Origin of the sequence: Thioalkalivibrio sp. ALJ12 (assembly GCF_000378305.1) — a bacterium.
In the GTDB taxonomy this organism is placed as follows: domain Bacteria; phylum Pseudomonadota; class Gammaproteobacteria; order Ectothiorhodospirales; family Ectothiorhodospiraceae; genus Thioalkalivibrio.
The window spans coordinates 1046264-1061699 of record NZ_KB899538.1; the positions used below are offsets into that span (position 1 = coordinate 1046264).

A 15436-nucleotide genomic window follows, 5' to 3' on the forward strand; every position below is an offset into this window, starting at 1 on the left:
AGGTAGACATTATGAGCTTTCGCAAGACCGCACTCGCATTTGCTTTGACTTCCATGTTCGCGATCGGTGGCGTGGCGACCGCGCAGACCGGCGACATGGGTGGTGCCCAGGGTGGCGCTGAGGGTGCCCCGCCGCAGGGTGGTGCCGAAGGTGGTGCTCCGCCGCAGGGTGGCCAGCCGCCGGAAGGTGGTGCCCAGGGTGGTCAGCCGCCTGAAGGTGGCGCTCCGCCGGAAGGTGGTGCTGCTGGTGCGCCGCCCGCTCAGCAGGCCCCTGAAGTGGACCTGAGCGAAGAAGATATCGACACGTTCGTAGGTGCCTTTGTGGCCGTCCAGGAAGTGCGCGAAGACTTCGCCAACCGCCTGCAGGAAGCCGAGGATGAAACCGAGGCCCAGTCCATGCAGCAGGAAGCCCAGGACGAAATGGTCAGCGCTGTTGAAGACGCCGGCATGTCCGTCGAGGAATACAATGAAGTGGCCATGGCTCTGCAGAACGATCCCGAGTTGATGCAGGAAGTCCAGGAGCGCGCCGAAGCGGAGATGTAATCCATCCCCGCTCCGGACCCCGGGCCTCGCGCCCGGGTCCAGAAAGGGCCGGCCTTCGTGCCGGCCTTTTTATTGTTTTCTATTACGGGATATCTCATGGGTGTGATCGCGCACAGGTTCTCGTGGGGCGTGCAGATTAATCCGCGCGCCGCTTGAATCAGACGCCGGGAAGCGCTATTCTTGCGCGCTTTCTGAATCGCCCCGACATCGGAGCATCAAGACATGAGCACCATCAGCGCCAAGCCGGCTGAAGTCGAACGCGACTGGTTCCTGGTCGACGCCGCGGACAAGACCCTCGGCCGCCTCGCCACGGAAATCGCGCGTCGCCTGCGCGGGAAGCACAAGCCCGTCTACACGCCGCACGTGGACACTGGCGATTACATCGTCGTGATCAACGCGGAAAAAATTCGCGTGTCCGGCAACAAGGCCAGCGACAAAATGTACTTCCGCCATACCGGCTACCCGGGTGGTATCAAGGAAGCCAATTTCAACCAGATGATTGACCGTCATCCGGAGAAGGTGCTCGAGCTCGCCGTGAAGGGCATGCTGCCGCGCAACCCGCTGGGCCGCGCCATGTTCAAGAAGCTCAAGGTGTACTCCGGTACCGAGCATCGCCACACCGCGCAGCAGCCGCAGCCGCTCGACATCTGACGGCTCAACAGCAAGGGAAATCGATCCGTATGGCTACCAATCAATACTACGGCACTGGCCGTCGCAAGACCTCCTCGGCCCGCGTGTTCCTGCGCCCGGGTACGGGCAACATCACGGTCAACGACAAGCCGCTGGACGAGTTCTTCGGCCGTCAGACCTCGCGCATGGTCGTGCGTCAGCCGCTGGAGGCCACCGAGTCCACCGAGAACTTCGACGTGATCGCGACCGTGGAAGGCGGGGGTGGCAACGGCCAGGCCGGCGCCATTCGTCTGGGCATCGCTCGTGCGCTGGTGCAGTACAACGAAGAGATGCGCCCGTCGCTGCGTCGTGGGGGTCATCTGACCCGTGACGCCCGCGAGGTCGAGCGCAAGAAGGTCGGCCTGCGCAAGGCTCGCCGCGCGACCCAGTACTCGAAGCGCTAAACCGCGCTCGAGTGCCGGCGCGTACGGCACCCGGTTTACTGGGGGATCGTCTAGCGGTAGGACTACGGACTCTGACTCCGTCAACCCAGGTTCGAATCCTGGTCCCCCAGCCATCCATAGAGAAGGGCCCCCTCGCGGGGCCCTTTTCTATGGATATTTGAGCGAGTCCGGGGTTCGAACCTGGAAGGTTCGGCGCAGCGAGGCGGAGCACTGCACGCGCGCTGCGCGTGCAGCCCCGAAGGGGTGAGGCGGCGTAGCCGCCGAATCATCCTGGTCCCCCAGCCATGGCGGTGTGCCCCTCGACGGGGCTCACCGCCATTTGCTTTGGACTGGTCGTTACTTCAGGGAAGGCCCCCTCGCGGGGCCCTTTTCTATGGATATTTGAGCGAGTCCGGGGTTCGAACCTGGAAGGTTCGGCGCAGCGAAGCGGAGCACTGCACGCGCGCTGCGCGTGCAGCCCCGAAGGGGTGAGGCGGCGTAGCCGCCGAATCATCCTGGTCCCCCAGCCATCCCCGCCTGGAGCCGCTATCGGCCCTTGCGGGTCGAGCATGGCGATGCGGCGATCTCTGCCGCTGGCTTTCCCTCCCCGCGCTCCAAACTCGCTACACTCCCCTGATCGGCGCCCCGCCACCCGCATCCAGCGGGAATTCTTGCGGCCCCTCTGCGTCGAACCCTTCAGGAATGGCGCGAACGTCGACTCGATGTGCGCCAGATAAAACCAAAAAACAGGAGAGGAGAGAGTCCATGTCGGTACCTGACAACCCCTACGAGCCGGTCAGCGTCGATACCACCGCCCACGAGGTCGAGGGCGCGGATACCTGGTACATGATCGGGATATCCGGAATCCCGGACCCGGACAACGAGGGGCATACCTCGAACGCCGGCTTTGTGGTGACGGACGAGGGTGTGGTGGTCTACGACGCCCTGGGGACGCCGCCGCTCGGGTTCGAGATGATCCGGCGGATCAAGGAGGTGACGGATCAGCCGATCAAGTACGTGATTGCCGGGCATTACCACGCGGATCACATCTATGGCCTGCAGGCCTTCGCCGATCACACGGACGCGAAGATCATCGGCCAGTCGCGCGCGCAGGACTATCTTGACAGCCCCGGGGCCTCCGCACGGCTCGAGCAGCGCCGAGGTGTGCTGGCTCCCTGGGTCGACGAGGACACCCAGATCATCCCGCCGGACGAGTTCTTCGATGACGAGTACGTGATCAAGCTGGGCGGCAAGACGTTTCGTTGCGTGCACGCAGGCCCGGCCCATTCACCGGATGACATCATCATGGTGGTGGAGGAGACCGGCGTGGTCTTTGCCGGCGATATCGTGTTCGACGGCCGCATCCCGTTCATGGGTGATGACGCGCTGGACTCGGAAAACTGGGTCAAACGTCTGGAAGAACTGATGGAGATGGACCTGAAGTTCCTGGTCCCGGGGCATGGCGACGCCACCGACGAGGCAGCTCGCGCGGTGAAGTTCACCCGTGACTATATCGCCTATCTGCGTGAACACATGGGCGCGGCAGTCGAGAATATGGATTCCTTCGACGAGGCCTATGCGGCGATGGACTGGTCCGACTATGAGGACCTGCCGGCCTTCGAGCAGACCAATCGCAGCAACGCCAATGCCGTTTATCTGGAGATGGAAGAAAAACTCTTCTGATCTCGATCACTCGCGGTATGCCGGGCCGTAGCGCCCGGCAAAGGAGTATCCGCATGACACTGCATATCGACCCCGGCCTGCTGACGGCCATCCTCTCGCTGGGTGCGGGCATCCTGATTCTGGTTTGGCCCCGGCTGCTGAACTACATCGTGGCAATCTACCTGATCGTAATCGGTGCGGTGGGGCTGCTGACCTACCTGTAACGCCGGGTAACCAGAAGCCGGGTACCGAACGGCGCGGGGATCGGCAGGTACTTTGGTGCCCAAAAGCATGGACGAAGAGTGCGACTTCGTGCGCATCCCGCACGGAGCCGTTACTCTTTGCGCTCATTCTGATCGGGGGGCCAAGCCTCAATGACCGCCGAACGCGTTCGAGAAATACCCTATAACTACACTTCATTCTCCGACCGCGAAATTGTCATCCGCTTCCTGGGTTCCGATACCTGGGACCTCCTCAACGAACTGCGTGGGGAACGCCAGACGGGTGTCTCTGCGCGCATGCTGTTCGAGGTGCTCGGCGACATGTGGGTGGTCGCCCGCAACCCGTATATCCAGGACGACCTGCTGGACGACAAGAAGCGCCGCAAGTCGCTGATCGATGCGATGCAGCATCGCCTGGACCAGATTCGCAAGCGTGCTGACGGCAACGAGAAGGCGCTGACGCTGGCGCGCCGTGCCCAGGCCGCGGTCACGGCCTTTTCCGACGAGTTCCAGCAGACGCTGGAGCTGCGCGAGCGTGTGCGCAAGCGCCTGAAGGGCCTGACGCACAAGGACAACATCCAGTTCGGTGGCCTGGCCCGCGTCTCCCACGTCACCGACGCCACCGACTGGCGCGTGGAACTGCCGTTCGTCGTGCTGACGCCGGATTCCGAGGACGAAATGGGGCCGCTGGTCGCCGCGTGTATCGAACTCGGCCTGACCGTGATCCCGCGTGGTGGTGGTACCGGCTATACCGGCAGTGCGGTGCCGCTGTCCAAGCGTTCCGCCGTGATCAATACCGAAAAGCTCGAAGGGATCGGTCCGGTCGAGCGACGTCCGCTCCCGGGTGTCGATCAGGACGTGGCTGTCGTGCGTGTGGAGGCCGGCGTGGTGACCAAGCGCGTCTCCGAGCTGGCCGCCGAGAATGGACTCGTGTTCGCGGTGGATCCCACTTCGCAGGACGCCTCCACCATCGGCGGCAACGTCGCCATGAACGCGGGGGGCAAGAAGGCCGTGCTCTGGGGGACCGCGCTGGACAACCTCGCCTCCTGGACGATGGTCACCCCCGAGGCCGACTGGATGCGGGTCGAGCGCCTGGACCACAACCTCGGCAAGATCCATGATGCCGAGACCGTGCGCTTTCGCATTACACGTTTTGGCCCCGACGGCCGCACCCCCAAGGGCGAACCCGAGACGCTGGAGATGCCGGGTGCACGCTTCCGCAAGCTCGGTCTGGGCAAGGACGTGACCGACAAGACCCTGATGGGCGTGCCGGGCATCCAGAAGGAGGGCTGTGACGGCCTGATTACCTCGGCCGAGTTCATCCTGCACCGGATGCCGGACAACATCCGCACCGTGTGCCTGGAGTTCTACGGGACCGATCTGCATCAGGCGGTTCCGGCGATCGTCGAGATCAAGGATGCGGTGGATGCCGAGGACGACGTCCTGCTGGCGGGTCTGGAGCACCTGGACGAGCGCTACGTGCGCGCCGTCAAGTACACCCCCAAGGGCGCCCGTGGCGAGCAGCCGAAAATGGTGCTGATCGCCGACATCGTCTCCGACAACGAGGATGCCCTGGGCAAGCTTGCCGCCAAGATGGTGCGCGCGGCCAACGCCCGCAACGGCGAGGGCTTCATCGCCGTGAGCCCGGAGGCACGCAAGCGCTTCTGGGCCGATCGCGCGCGCACTGCCGCGATAGCCCACCACACCAACGCGTTCAAGATCAACGAGGACGTGGTGATCCCGCTGGAGCGGCTCGCCGAGTACACCGAGGGGATCGAGACCCTGAACGTGCGCGAATCGCTGAAGAACAAGCTGGCGATGATCGACGAGGTGCTGGAGTGCATGCGCGGCGACCACCCCGAGCTGCGCGAGCTACTGGAGGACACCGGTGGCGAAGGGCAGCAGTGGTTCGAGGCCAAGCGCGAACGCGCGGTCGAGAAGCTCGAGGCGGTGCAAAAGCGCTGGAAGGCGATCGCGGACAACTACTTTACGCTGGCCTCCGAGTGCGACGAGCTGCTGGACGAACCCGCCCGCGCCGATCGCCGTGACCACGACAAGCTGATCAACCTGCTACTGCGACGCAGCCTGCGCATCTCCTATCGTGCGGAGGTGGAGCGCCCGCTGTTCGAGATCTTCGACGGTCACCAGATGGAGTCGGTGCGCAAGCGCCTGGGCGCGATCCACGACCGCGTGCTGACCAGCCGGTTGTTCATCGCCCTGCACATGCACGCCGGGGATGGCAACGTGCACACCAACATCCCGGTCAACTCCAACGACTACCAGATGATGCACCAGGCGGAGCGTCTGGTGGATGACGTGATGCGCCTGGCGCGCGAGCTGAATGGCGTGATCTCCGGCGAGCACGGGATCGGGCTGACCAAAATGCAGTATCTCGAGCCCGAACGCATCGAGTCGTTCGCGAAGTACAAAAAGCAGGTCGACCCCAATGGCGTGTTCAACGCCGGCAAGCTGCTCGAGGGCTCCGGGCTGTCCAACGCCTATACGCCGTCCCTGCGCCTGGTGAAGCAGGAGGCACTGATCCTGGAGCAGAGCGAGCTGGGCGATCTCAACGACGAGATCAAGGACTGCCTGCGCTGCGGCAAGTGCAAGCCGGAGTGCAACACGCATGTCCCGCGCGCGAACCTGCTCTACTCGCCGCGCAACAAGATCCTGGCCACCGGGCTGATCGTCGAGGCCTTCCTCTACGAGGAGCAGACCCGGCGCGGGCTGTCGCTGCACCACTTCGACGAGATGAACGATGTGGCCGACCACTGCACGATCTGCCACAAGTGCCTGAATCCGTGCCCGGTCGACATCGACTTCGGCGACGTGACCATGCACATGCGCTCGATCCTGAAGAAGAAGGGCAAGCGCAAGGCCACGCCGGCGACGATGATGTCCATGGCCTTCTTGAACACCAAGGATCCGTCCAAGATCAAGGGCATCCGCAAGGGGGCGATCCAGATGGGCTATGCCGCCCAGCGCCTCGGCCACTACGCGTTCAAGAAGCTCAACCTGACCGGCGAGGGCAAGCGCCCGCGCTCGACCACCGGCAAGGCCCCGATGCACGAACAGGTCGTGCACTTCGTGAAAAAGCCGATGCCGGCCGGTCTGCCGAGCCAGACCACCCGTCAGATGCTGGGGCTGGAGGATTCGCGCTATGTGCCGATCCTGCGCGACCCGGTGAAGACCGATCTCGACTCGGACGCGGTGTTCTATTTCCCCGGCTGTGGCTCCGAGCGCCTGTTCAGTCAGGTCGGGCTGGCGACACTGGCCATGCTCTATGACGTCGGGGCGCAGACGGTGCTGCCGCCGGGCTACCTGTGCTGCGGCTATCCGCAGAACTCCAATGGCGACTTCGACAAGGGCTCGCAGATCACCACCGAAAACCGGGTGCTGTTCCACCGCGTGGCGACCACGCTGAACTACCTGGACATCAAGACCGTGGTGGTCTCCTGCGGCACCTGCATGGATCAGCTGCTCAAATACGAGTTCGAGCGCATCTTCCCGGGCTGCCGACTGCTCGACATCCACGAATACCTGATGGAGAAGGGCGTGAAGCTGGAGGGGCTCAACGGGGTGCAGTACATGTACCACGACCCCTGCCACTCGCCGATGAAGTCGCACAAGCCGACCGATGTGGCCGCCAAGCTGCTGGGGCAGGAGGTGCTGCAGTCCAACCGCTGCTGCGGCGAGGCGGGCACGTTCGCGGTCAGCCGTCCGGATATCGCGACCCAGGTACGCTTCCGCAAGCAGGAAGAACTGCACAAGGGGATTCGCCAGCTTACCGGCGAGGACAAGGCCGAAAACGGCAACGTGAAGCTGCTGACCTCCTGCCCGGCCTGCCAGCAGGGCCTGTCGCGCTACCGCGAGGACACCGGCATGGATACCGACTACATCGTGGTCGAGATGGCCAATCGCCTGATGGGCGACGGCTGGCAGAAGGACTTCATCGACCGGGCGCGCGAGGGCGGCATCGAGAAGGTTCTCCTGTAGGGGCGACGCTGCGGCGCCAGGACGGGCGGAAAGGCCCGCGCCTGGAAAGCCGCGTATGGTTGGCTACAATCGGGGCAACCGGGTACCCTGCCAAAACGTGCATCGTGCGATGTGCGTTCCGGGTCGGGACCCGGAGGGCTAAAGGGGCGATTCGTGGGCCGCAGTTCGCGGACGCCCATCGTCAACCAAGGGAGTTCGCATGATCGTTCGTTTCGCTCGCCCCCGAGTGGCCCTGGTGGCCCTGTGCCTGAGTCTGGCCGGAGCGCCCATCGTGGCCTCGGCCCAGCAACCTTTTGTGGAATTCCCTGGCCGCCCGCTCTATGAGCGCTTTGGGGTCGAGGCGGTGGATCTGTTCGACCTGCGCGGCCAGTTGTCGGGCTCCACCTTGGTCGACGTTCGCCCCCGGCTGGAATACGACATCCTGCATATCGAGGGCGCTCATCACGTCGATCTCGACAGCGAAGACTTCGATCAGCAGATCCTGGCGCTGGAAGAGGAACATGGCAGCCCACTGGTGTTCTACTGCAACGGACGCCAGAGCTACGCCGGCTATCGCGCCGCCGCGCGCGCCAACGAGCTCGGCGTGGCTTCGGCCCAGGCCTATGACGCCGGGATGCAGGACTGGGTCGAGCGCTACCCAGGGCTGGCTCGTTTCCGTGGTGAGCCGGCCAACGAGGCCGAGGACGAACTGATCAGCGGGGACGACTTCGAGGCCCGCGTGCTGGCGGCCGACGCCTTCTCCCGGCGCGCCCGCCAGGGTGAGGATGTCGTGGTCGTGGATATCCGCAGCCGCGGCGAACGCGACGAGATCTCGCTGTTTGGTGGCCGCGAGGTCGGCGCGCCCTTGTCGGACATCAGCGCCCTGGACCGTATCGTGGACCAGGCCCGGCGCAACGAGCAGACCCTGCTGATCTTCGACCAGTACGGGCAGCAGGCTCGCTGGCTGCAGTACCACCTGGAAGAACGCGGGGTGGATGACTACTACTTCCTGGAAGGCGGCCTGCAGCGCTTCTACGACGAGGTCATGGCGCGCTAGCGACTGTGGCCGAGAGCCGCTTTGCATGGCTCTCACAAACAAAAAGGCCGGGGACATCCCCGGCCTTTTTGTTGCGTGGCTAACGCCGAAACAGTGCGAGAATAATCGAGATCACCACGCTTACGATGATCATCGTCGTGATCGGGAAATAGAAGCGGGCATTTTCGCGTTCGATCACGATGTCGCCCGGCAGACGACCCCAGGGGACCTTGCCCAGCCAGGGCCACAGCAGGCCGATCAGAACGATCAGCCCGCCGATGACGATCAGCCACTTGCCGGTTTCGCTCACTAGGCGGTCATTTCCTCGACGCCAGAGGGCGAGCCGACCAGCATCACGTCCGCCGGGCGGCGGGCGAACAGGCCGTTGGTGACCACGCCGGCGATGTGGTCCAGCTCGGACTCCAGTTCCACCGGGTTCATGATGCGCAGGTTGTGCACGTCCAGGATGACGTTGCCGTTATCGGTCTTGAAGCCCTCGCGCAGCTCCGGATTGCCGCCCAGCTTCGAAAGCGCACGGGCCACGTGGCTGCGCGCCATCGGAATCACCTCGACCGGCAGCGGGAATGCGCCGAGGTAATCCACGACCTTCGTCTCGTCGACGACGCAGACGAAGGTCTTCGAGGCCGCCGCGACGATCTTCTCGCGGGTCAGCGCGCCGCCCCCACCCTTGGTCAGGTGCAGGTGGCGCGTCGCCTCGTCGGCCCCGTCGACGTAGATGGGCAGCGGGCCGGCGGAGTTCAGATCCAGGACCTCGATCCCGTGGCCGCGCAGGCGCTCTGCACTGGCCTCGCTGGAGGCCACCGCGCCGTCAATTTTGCCCTTGATACCGGCCAGGGCATCGATGAAGTAATTCGCGGTCGAGCCGGTGCCGACCCCCACGATCCAGCCACTTTCGATGCGCTCGAGCGCGGCCTCGGCGACCGCCTTCTTCATTTCGTCCTGAGTCATTACGCTGTCTCGTCTTTGATGTCTATAACCCGCCGAGGATACCGACTGGCGCGCAAGCGAGACAAGCATGATTCGCGCCGTGCTATCGTTCCGGCCATGACAGTCCCCTACCTCGAGAAGATCCTCACGGCGCGTGTCTACGATGTCGCGCGCGAGACGCCGCTGGAGCCGATGCCGACGCTGTCGCAGCGCCTGGGGTCCAGCATCTGGCTCAAGCGCGAGGACCTGCAGCCGGTGTTCTCGTTCAAGCTGCGCGGGGCCTACAACAAGATCGCGCAGCTTACGCCCGAGCAGCGCAAGAAAGGCGTGATTGCCGCCTCCGCAGGTAACCATGCCCAGGGGGTGGCGTTGGGCGCGGCCCATCTGGGGATCAAGGCGGTGATCGTGATGCCGGTGACCACGCCGTCGATCAAGATCGCGGCCGTGCGCCGTTATGGCGGGAAGGCGGTATTGCACGGCGATTCTTTCGACGAGGCGGCCGCGCATGCGCGGACCTTGCAGGAAAAGCACGGCTATACGTTTATCCACCCGTTCGACGATCCGGACGTAATCGCCGGCCAGGGTACCGTGGCGATGGAACTGTTGCGCCAGCACTCCGCGCCGCTGGATGCGGTGTTCGTCTGCATCGGTGGCGGAGGTCTGGCGGCGGGCATGGCCGCCTACATCAAGCGCTTGCGTCCGGAGATCAAGGTAATCGGGGTCGAGCCGGACGACGCCCCGTCCATGTACAAGGCGCTGCAGCAGAATCGTCGCGTCACGCTGAAGCAGGTCGGGATCTTTGCCGACGGCGCCGCCGTGCGCCAGGTGGGCAAGGAGACCTTTCGCCTGGTGCGCGAGCTGGTCGACGAGGTCCTGCTGGTGGATACCGACTCGATCTGCGCCGCGATCAAGGATGTGTTCGACGACACCCGCGTACTGGCGGAGCCGGCGGGCGCGCTGGCGGTGGCCGGGATGAAGCAGTACATCGCGCGCGAAGGGATCACGGGGGGCGACTTCGCCGCCGTGCTGAGCGGTGCCAACATCAATTTCGACCGTCTGCGCCACGTGGCCGAGCGCGCCGAGATCGGCGAGCACCGCGAGGCCCTGTTCGCGGTGACCATCCCCGAGCGCCCGGGGAGCTTTCGCCAGTTCTGCCAGGCCATCGGCAAGCGGGGCATCACGGAGTTCAACTACCGCTACGCGGACGACGAGCGTGCGCACGTGTTTGCCGGCATCAAGCTGGAAGGCGGCGACAGCGAACGTCAGGCGATCCGCGAGACGCTGGAGGCGCAGGGCTATGAGGTCATGGACATGACCGAGAACGAGGTAGCCAAGCTGCACCTGCGGCACATGGTCGGTGGTCATGGCGGCGAGGTCCGCAACGAACGCCTGTACCGCTTCGAGTTTCCCGAGCGTCCCGGGGCGTTGCTGAACTTCCTGACCCACATGGGCCAGACCTGGAACATCAGCCTGTTCCACTACCGCAACCACGGGGCCGCCTACGGGCGCGTGCTGGTGGGGATGCAGATTCCGGCCGAGGATCGCGCGCGCTTTCGCGATTTCCTGAAGGAAGTTGGCTACCCCTGGCACGAGGAGACGGCCAACCCGGCCTACTCGCTGTTTCTGCGCTGATTGCGTTCCCGGCTAAGGCGGCTATGGGGGCACATCCTTGTGCCGCCCGTGTCCACTAAAGCCCGAAGATCTCGGACTTCAGGTTCCACTTCGAGGCGAGGGTTTCCGTTGCGTTGAGGAATTCCTCGGCGCGGGCCGGGTGGTTCCACTGGCCGCGGGCGAGCCAGGCCAGTGCGGTGTCGCGGTCGGGGGCCAGCGAAAGGATGTGAATCAGTTCGCCGGCGTCGCTGCCGATGACCTCGCCGCCCAGCAGGGCGCCGGTGTCCATGTCGCCGATCAGGCGTACGAAGCCCTCCGGCTCGTCCTGGCCCAGCGCGCGCGGGGAGGTCTCGAACGCGGCGAAGCCGACCGCCGGCTCCAGCTCATCGTCCTCGGCGTCGTCCTCGTCCATCCCCAGGCGCGCCATCTCCACCGCGGAGTAGATCGCGATCGGCACGAAGCGCTCGTCCTGCTCGCGGGAATTGCCGTTCTGGATGTTTTCCACCGCGATGGTGGCGTCCGCCAGCGCGTGGTTCGCGGTCTGCCATTCGCTCGCGACATCGCCGATGGCGTAGATGTTGTCGACATCGGTCTGCAGGGTGGGGCGGCGCTTCACGAAGCCGCGGGCATCGATCTTCACCCCGATTTCGTCGAGGTTCAGGCCCTCGGTATGCGGGGTGCGCCCGGTGCCGAGCAGGACCCAGTCGACCTCGAAGCTGTTGCCCTCGCTGTCGGTGATGGTGACGCCGTTATCGGAGGTCTCGACCTGGTCATATCCCTTGACCCGCACCGGCTCGATGCCGTCCGCGGCCAGCTGTTCCTTCAGCGTACCCAGCGCCTGAGGGCTGAATTTCTGGGTGGACAGGGGCTTGGAGCGCGACAGCCAGGTCACCTTCTTGCCGAGGTGATGGAAGATCCAGGCGAACTCGGTGGCGACCACGCCGGAGCCGATGATCGCGACGCGCTTGCCTGCCGGCGGCTTGTCGTCGAACAGCATGTCGGTGGTCAGTACGCGCCCGGGTTCGGTCGTGAACGGGGCCGGGACAGTAGCGGTGGCGCCGGTGGCGATAATGGTATGGCGGGCCTGGATGGTCTCGGTTCCATCCTCCGTCGCGACCTCGAGGGTTTCGGCATCGCGGAAGCGGGCAGTGCCGTGACGGTACTGGATCTTCAGGTGCTTCATGTAGCCGAGGTAGGAGTTGCGGACCTCGGTGACCACGTCCTTCTGGTGGTCCCAGGCGCGGTCCATGTCGGCCGTGAGGCTGCCGCTGATGCCGCGGCCCTCGAAGTGGCGCTGCGCGGCGACGGTGCGTGCGGTGTGGTACCAGTCCTTTTTCGGCACGCAGCCGCGGTTCAGGCAGCAGCCGCCCCAGTCGCCCTTTTCGACGATGACGACGTTGAGCCCGCGCAGGGCGCCCAGAACGGCGGCACGATAGCCCCCGGGGCCACTTCCGATGATGGCCAGGTCAAAGGTCTCGCTCATGGTGTCTACTCGGTCAGGTCAATGATCGGGTCGTGCCACTCCAGCCGGGTCAGCTTCAGTTCGAACACGCGGCCGTCGGCCTCGTAATCGAACCTTACCGGCAGGTGGCTGAGGTCGGGGGCGAACCAGGCAGAGAGTTCGATGTCACTGTCCTGGCTCTTGCGCACGACGCGCACCGTCTCGATACGCCCCATCGGGGATTCGATCGTCTCCGTATCGGCGTACTCGAAGCGATACTCGCGCAGGCGGTCGCGTTCCAGGGTCTGTACCGTTTCGCCGTCGCCCTCTCTGGCGAGGTCGCCCGCTTCCAGGCGCTGCATCATGAAGTACAGCGAGCCGAGGAAGTCGAGGGTATGCGGGGGAACCTCGATATCGAATCGCTCGTTGTCTACGTGTCCGATCGCACGGTCTTCTTCCCAGTCGAAGCGCGTCTCGACCTTGCGTTCGCGGCGGGGTGTCACCTCGCGGCTGCGCGAGGTGACCAGTTGAAGCCCGACGTCGTTGGCGTTCATCAGGGCCTCGCGGCTCAGCTCGAAGCGCCCGAGGATCCGCAGGAAGCCGGATACATGGGCATCCATGGCCATGCGTGTTTGTACGTCTTCGTGGTTCAGGGTGATCCTGGCATTCAGGGTGTTGCCCATGGCCTGGGCCTCGTAGCTGGCCGTGAATGGCGGCAGGCGCGGACCCTCCTGGGGCTCATTGGCGGCAGCGGACGCCAGCAGGACCTGTCCCAGCAGGAGCAGGGCGGTCAGCAGGCTAGTCCGCGTCGCGCGGCACAGGGCTCCGTTCCTCGGGAGCTTCAACATCGGGTACTACCTCATTGGTTTCGAGCTGCAGCGGGACCGTCAACGGGGTGTTGTCCCCGGTCACGATGCGGTCGCGCCACTGAATTTCCCCTGAACACAGGCGCCGCACGACCTCGGGATACAGCCGGTGTTCGGCGCGCTGGACGCGGGTGGCGAGGCTCTCGGGCGTGTCATCGGGCAGGACCGGCACGCGGGCCTGCATGATCACCGGGCCGCCGTCCAGTTCGGGGGTGACAAAATGCACGCTGGCGCCGTGTTCGTCCTCCCCGTCGGCCAGCGCGCGGGCATGTGTGTCCAGCCCACGGTACTTCGGCAACAGGGAGGGGTGAATGTTCAACAGCCTTCCCGTGAAGCGATCGACGAAACCGGGGGTCAGGATGCGCATGAAGCCGGCCAGGATCACGAGATCGGGGTCAAAGGCCTCGATCGCCTCGGCCAGATCTGCATCGAAGGCCTCGCGCGAGGGGTAGTCGCGGTGGTTCAGAACACGTGCGGGGATCGCGTGCTCTTCCGCGTAGGCAAGCCCCCCTGCATCGGGGCGATTGCTGATGATGCCGACGATCCGGGCCGGGATGTGGCCAGTGTTGCAGGCCTCGATCATGGCGCCCAGATTGCTGCCGCGCCCCGAGATCAGGACGACCAGGCGTGGCAGGGAATCCGGGCTGGAGGGGCCGGCGTTGCTGCTCATCGTGCGGCGTAGACCACCCCGGGGGCCGTGTCTTCGCAGTTCACGATCACGCCGATCGGCCAGCTCGGGATGCCCGCCCGGGCCAGTGCCGAGCTGGCGGCCTCGACACGGTCTTCGGGCAGGATCACGGTCATGCCGATCCCGCAGTTGAACGTGCGCAGCATCTCTTCAGGCGCGATGTCGCCGGCCTGTTGCAGCCAGTCGAACACGGGTGGCCATTGCCAGGCCTGCGGATCAATGCGGGCGCACAGCTGCTCCGGCAGCACTCGCGGGAGGTTTTCGGTCAGGCCGCCACCGGTGATGTGGGCCGCCGCGTGTACCGGAAACTGCTGCATCAGATCCAGCAGCGGGCGCACGTAGATCGTGGTCGGGGCCATCAGGGCGTCGCCCAATGTGGTGCCGTCGGCTCCGGGAAGCGGGGCATCCAGGGCCGCGCCGGAGTGTTCCAGGACGCGCCGGATTAGAGAATAGCCATTGGAGTGCGGGCCGCTGGCGGCCAGCCCGAGCACGACATCGCCCGCGCTGACCCGGGTGCCGTCGATCAGGGCCTCCTTTTCGGCAATGCCGACCGCGAAGCCCGCGACGTCGTAGTCCTCGCCCTGGTACATGCCCGGCATCTCGGCCGTTTCGCCCCCGATCAGGGCGCAGCCGGCCTGTTCGCAGCCGGTGGCGATACCGGTGACGACATCCGCGGCGATATCGACGTCCAGGTGTCCGGTGGCGTAGTAGTCGAGGAAGAACAGCGGCTCGGCTCCCTGCACCACGATGTCATTCACGCACATCGCCACCAGATCGATGCCGATGCTGTCATGGCGCCCCGTCTCCTGGGCCAGGCGCAGCTTGGTGCCTACGCCGTCGGTGCCGGAGACCAGCACAGGCTGCTTGTAGCGGTCCATCGGGAGCTCAAACAGGGCACCAAAGCCGCCCAGCCCGGCCATGACGCCAGGGCGCTGCGTGCGGGCGGCATGCGGTTTGATGCGTTCGACCAGCTCGGCGCCGGCCTCGATGTCGACACCTGCCTCGCGGTAGGTCAGGCCTGAACGGGTTTCGGACATGGGTACCCTGGGTGGTTGATGGCCGCATCCGGTATCCGGCGGCGCTCGCGGAATCCGGCATGGTAGCGAGGCGCCGGGGGGCGTGCAAAAAGCCGGGCGCTGCAGGTTAGGGAAACACTGATGAATGTACACGCTCGCGCTCGAGTCGCTTTTGCGTGCGAACAAGGCGCGGTGACTGCCGTGCAGCATTCTGCGCAAGGGAGCCGCAACGCCGTTCCCACGCAAAAGAGGCCGAGCCCCTTCGGGGTTGGCACCCCAGGTTCCCCGATCCTGCGTTGCGGCCCTTGCCGGTAGAGCCACTACCGGCTGCGCACCGCGCCTTGTCTCGGAAAACCTGGGGTGCCAACGCGAGCGTGT

14 protein-coding genes and 1 tRNA gene are annotated in these 15436 nt (G+C 65.1%); 9 read left to right on the forward strand and 6 right to left on the reverse strand.

Annotated features, from left to right (window positions below; genetic code table 11):
* The first annotated feature begins 11 nt into the window (after positions 1–11).
* The 8 genes from F467_RS0104975 (at position 12) to F467_RS0105010 (ending at position 8509) form a co-directional block, all read left to right on the forward strand.
* The gene (locus F467_RS0104975; RefSeq protein ID WP_018138549.1) at positions 12–542 is read left to right on the forward strand and encodes a DUF4168 domain-containing protein; all 531 of its coding nucleotides are present in this window, start codon (positions 12–14) and stop codon (positions 540–542) included.
* A gap of 222 nt (positions 543–764) precedes the next feature.
* Entirely contained in the window at positions 765–1193 is a 429-nt protein-coding gene (gene rplM / locus F467_RS0104980; RefSeq protein ID WP_018138548.1) for a 50S ribosomal protein L13, read from the forward strand.
* 29 nt (positions 1194–1222) lie between these two features.
* Positions 1223–1615: a 30S ribosomal protein S9 gene (gene rpsI, locus F467_RS0104985; RefSeq protein WP_018138547.1), complete on the forward strand. Its 393-nt coding sequence runs from the start codon at positions 1223–1225 to the stop codon at positions 1613–1615.
* Positions 1616–1654: 39 nt separating this feature from the next.
* Positions 1655–1728 (forward strand) — tRNA-Gln (locus F467_RS0104990).
* 631 nt (positions 1729–2359) lie between these two features.
* Positions 2360–3277, forward strand: a complete 918-nt coding sequence (locus F467_RS0104995) for an MBL fold metallo-hydrolase (protein ID WP_018138816.1) — start codon at positions 2360–2362, stop codon at positions 3275–3277.
* A 53-nt stretch (positions 3278–3330) separates the two neighbouring features.
* Complete coding sequence (locus F467_RS13380; RefSeq protein WP_018138815.1) at positions 3331–3480, forward strand: DUF3096 domain-containing protein; 150 nt, start codon at positions 3331–3333, stop codon at positions 3478–3480.
* A 150-nt stretch (positions 3481–3630) separates the two neighbouring features.
* Positions 3631–7473 (forward strand): DUF3683 domain-containing protein, encoded by a 3843-nt coding sequence (locus F467_RS0105005; protein ID WP_018138814.1) that lies wholly within the window; start codon positions 3631–3633, stop codon positions 7471–7473.
* Between the two features lie 199 nt (positions 7474–7672).
* Positions 7673–8509 carry a rhodanese-like domain-containing protein gene (locus F467_RS0105010; RefSeq protein ID WP_018138813.1) on the forward strand — a complete coding sequence of 279 codons (837 nt, stop codon included), beginning with the start codon at positions 7673–7675 and terminating at the stop codon, positions 8507–8509.
* A gap of 79 nt (positions 8510–8588) precedes the next feature.
* Here the strand turns inward: F467_RS0105010 and F467_RS0105015 are convergent, their stop codons facing one another.
* Together F467_RS0105015 and rpiA are read right to left on the reverse strand one after the other, a co-directional pair.
* The gene (locus F467_RS0105015; protein ID WP_018138812.1) at positions 8589–8798 is read right to left on the reverse strand and encodes a DUF2905 domain-containing protein; all 210 of its coding nucleotides are present in this window, start codon (positions 8796–8798) and stop codon (positions 8589–8591) included.
* Complete coding sequence (gene rpiA, locus F467_RS0105020; protein ID WP_018138811.1) at positions 8798–9457, reverse strand: ribose-5-phosphate isomerase RpiA; 660 nt, start codon at positions 9455–9457, stop codon at positions 8798–8800. The genes F467_RS0105015 and rpiA overlap by 1 nt, the downstream gene beginning before the upstream one ends.
* Before the next feature lie 96 nt (positions 9458–9553).
* Between rpiA and ilvA the strand changes: the two genes are divergently transcribed.
* The gene (ilvA, locus tag F467_RS0105025) at positions 9554–11068 is read left to right on the forward strand and encodes a threonine ammonia-lyase, biosynthetic (protein WP_018138810.1); all 1515 of its coding nucleotides are present in this window, start codon (positions 9554–9556) and stop codon (positions 11066–11068) included.
* 55 nt (positions 11069–11123) lie between these two features.
* Here ilvA and F467_RS0105030 read toward each other — a convergent pair whose 3' ends face one another.
* Genes F467_RS0105030 through purM form a run of 4 tightly spaced genes read right to left on the reverse strand, consistent with a single transcriptional unit; the run spans position 11124 to position 15079 of the window.
* On the reverse strand, positions 11124–12530 hold the full coding sequence (locus F467_RS0105030) for an NAD(P)/FAD-dependent oxidoreductase (protein ID WP_018138809.1): 1407 nt from the start codon (positions 12528–12530) through the stop codon (positions 11124–11126).
* 5 nt (positions 12531–12535) lie between these two features.
* A complete protein-coding gene (locus tag F467_RS0105035) occupies positions 12536–13336 on the reverse strand; it encodes a DUF3108 domain-containing protein (RefSeq protein ID WP_018138808.1) in 801 nt (266 codons plus the stop codon).
* Positions 13287–14024: a phosphoribosylglycinamide formyltransferase gene (gene purN / locus F467_RS0105040; RefSeq protein WP_018138807.1), complete on the reverse strand. Its 738-nt coding sequence runs from the start codon at positions 14022–14024 to the stop codon at positions 13287–13289. Before purN ends, F467_RS0105035 begins: the two co-directional genes overlap by 50 nt.
* On the reverse strand, positions 14021–15079 hold the full coding sequence (gene purM, locus F467_RS0105045) for a phosphoribosylformylglycinamidine cyclo-ligase (protein ID WP_018138806.1): 1059 nt from the start codon (positions 15077–15079) through the stop codon (positions 14021–14023). Before purM ends, purN begins: the two co-directional genes overlap by 4 nt.
* Positions 15080–15436 lie beyond the last annotated feature (357 nt).

Excerpts from the sequence above, each read along its gene's own strand:
- F467_RS0105035 (WP_018138808.1), bottom strand. The coding sequence starts at position 13,336 with ATGTTGAAGCTCCCGAGGAACGGAGCCCTGTGCCGCGCGACGCGGACT.
- F467_RS0105030 (WP_018138809.1), bottom strand. The coding sequence starts at position 12,530 with ATGAGCGAGACCTTTGACCTGGCCATCATCGGAAGTGGCCCCGGGGGC.
- purN (WP_018138807.1), bottom strand. The coding sequence starts at position 14,024 with ATGAGCAGCAACGCCGGCCCCTCCAGCCCGGATTCCCTGCCACGCCTG.
- F467_RS0104975 (WP_018138549.1), top strand. The coding sequence starts at position 12 with ATGAGCTTTCGCAAGACCGCACTCGCATTTGCTTTGACTTCCATGTTC.
- rpsI (WP_018138547.1), top strand. The coding sequence starts at position 1,223 with ATGGCTACCAATCAATACTACGGCACTGGCCGTCGCAAGACCTCCTCG.
- rpiA (WP_018138811.1), bottom strand. The coding sequence starts at position 9,457 with ATGACTCAGGACGAAATGAAGAAGGCGGTCGCCGAGGCCGCGCTCGAG.
- ilvA (WP_018138810.1), top strand. The coding sequence starts at position 9,554 with ATGACAGTCCCCTACCTCGAGAAGATCCTCACGGCGCGTGTCTACGAT.
- F467_RS13380 (WP_018138815.1), top strand. The coding sequence starts at position 3,331 with ATGACACTGCATATCGACCCCGGCCTGCTGACGGCCATCCTCTCGCTG.
- F467_RS0105010 (WP_018138813.1), top strand. The coding sequence starts at position 7,673 with ATGATCGTTCGTTTCGCTCGCCCCCGAGTGGCCCTGGTGGCCCTGTGC.
- purM (WP_018138806.1), bottom strand. The coding sequence starts at position 15,079 with ATGTCCGAAACCCGTTCAGGCCTGACCTACCGCGAGGCAGGTGTCGAC.
- F467_RS0105005 (WP_018138814.1), top strand. The coding sequence starts at position 3,631 with ATGACCGCCGAACGCGTTCGAGAAATACCCTATAACTACACTTCATTC.
- F467_RS0104995 (WP_018138816.1), top strand. The coding sequence starts at position 2,360 with ATGTCGGTACCTGACAACCCCTACGAGCCGGTCAGCGTCGATACCACC.
- rplM (WP_018138548.1), top strand. The coding sequence starts at position 765 with ATGAGCACCATCAGCGCCAAGCCGGCTGAAGTCGAACGCGACTGGTTC.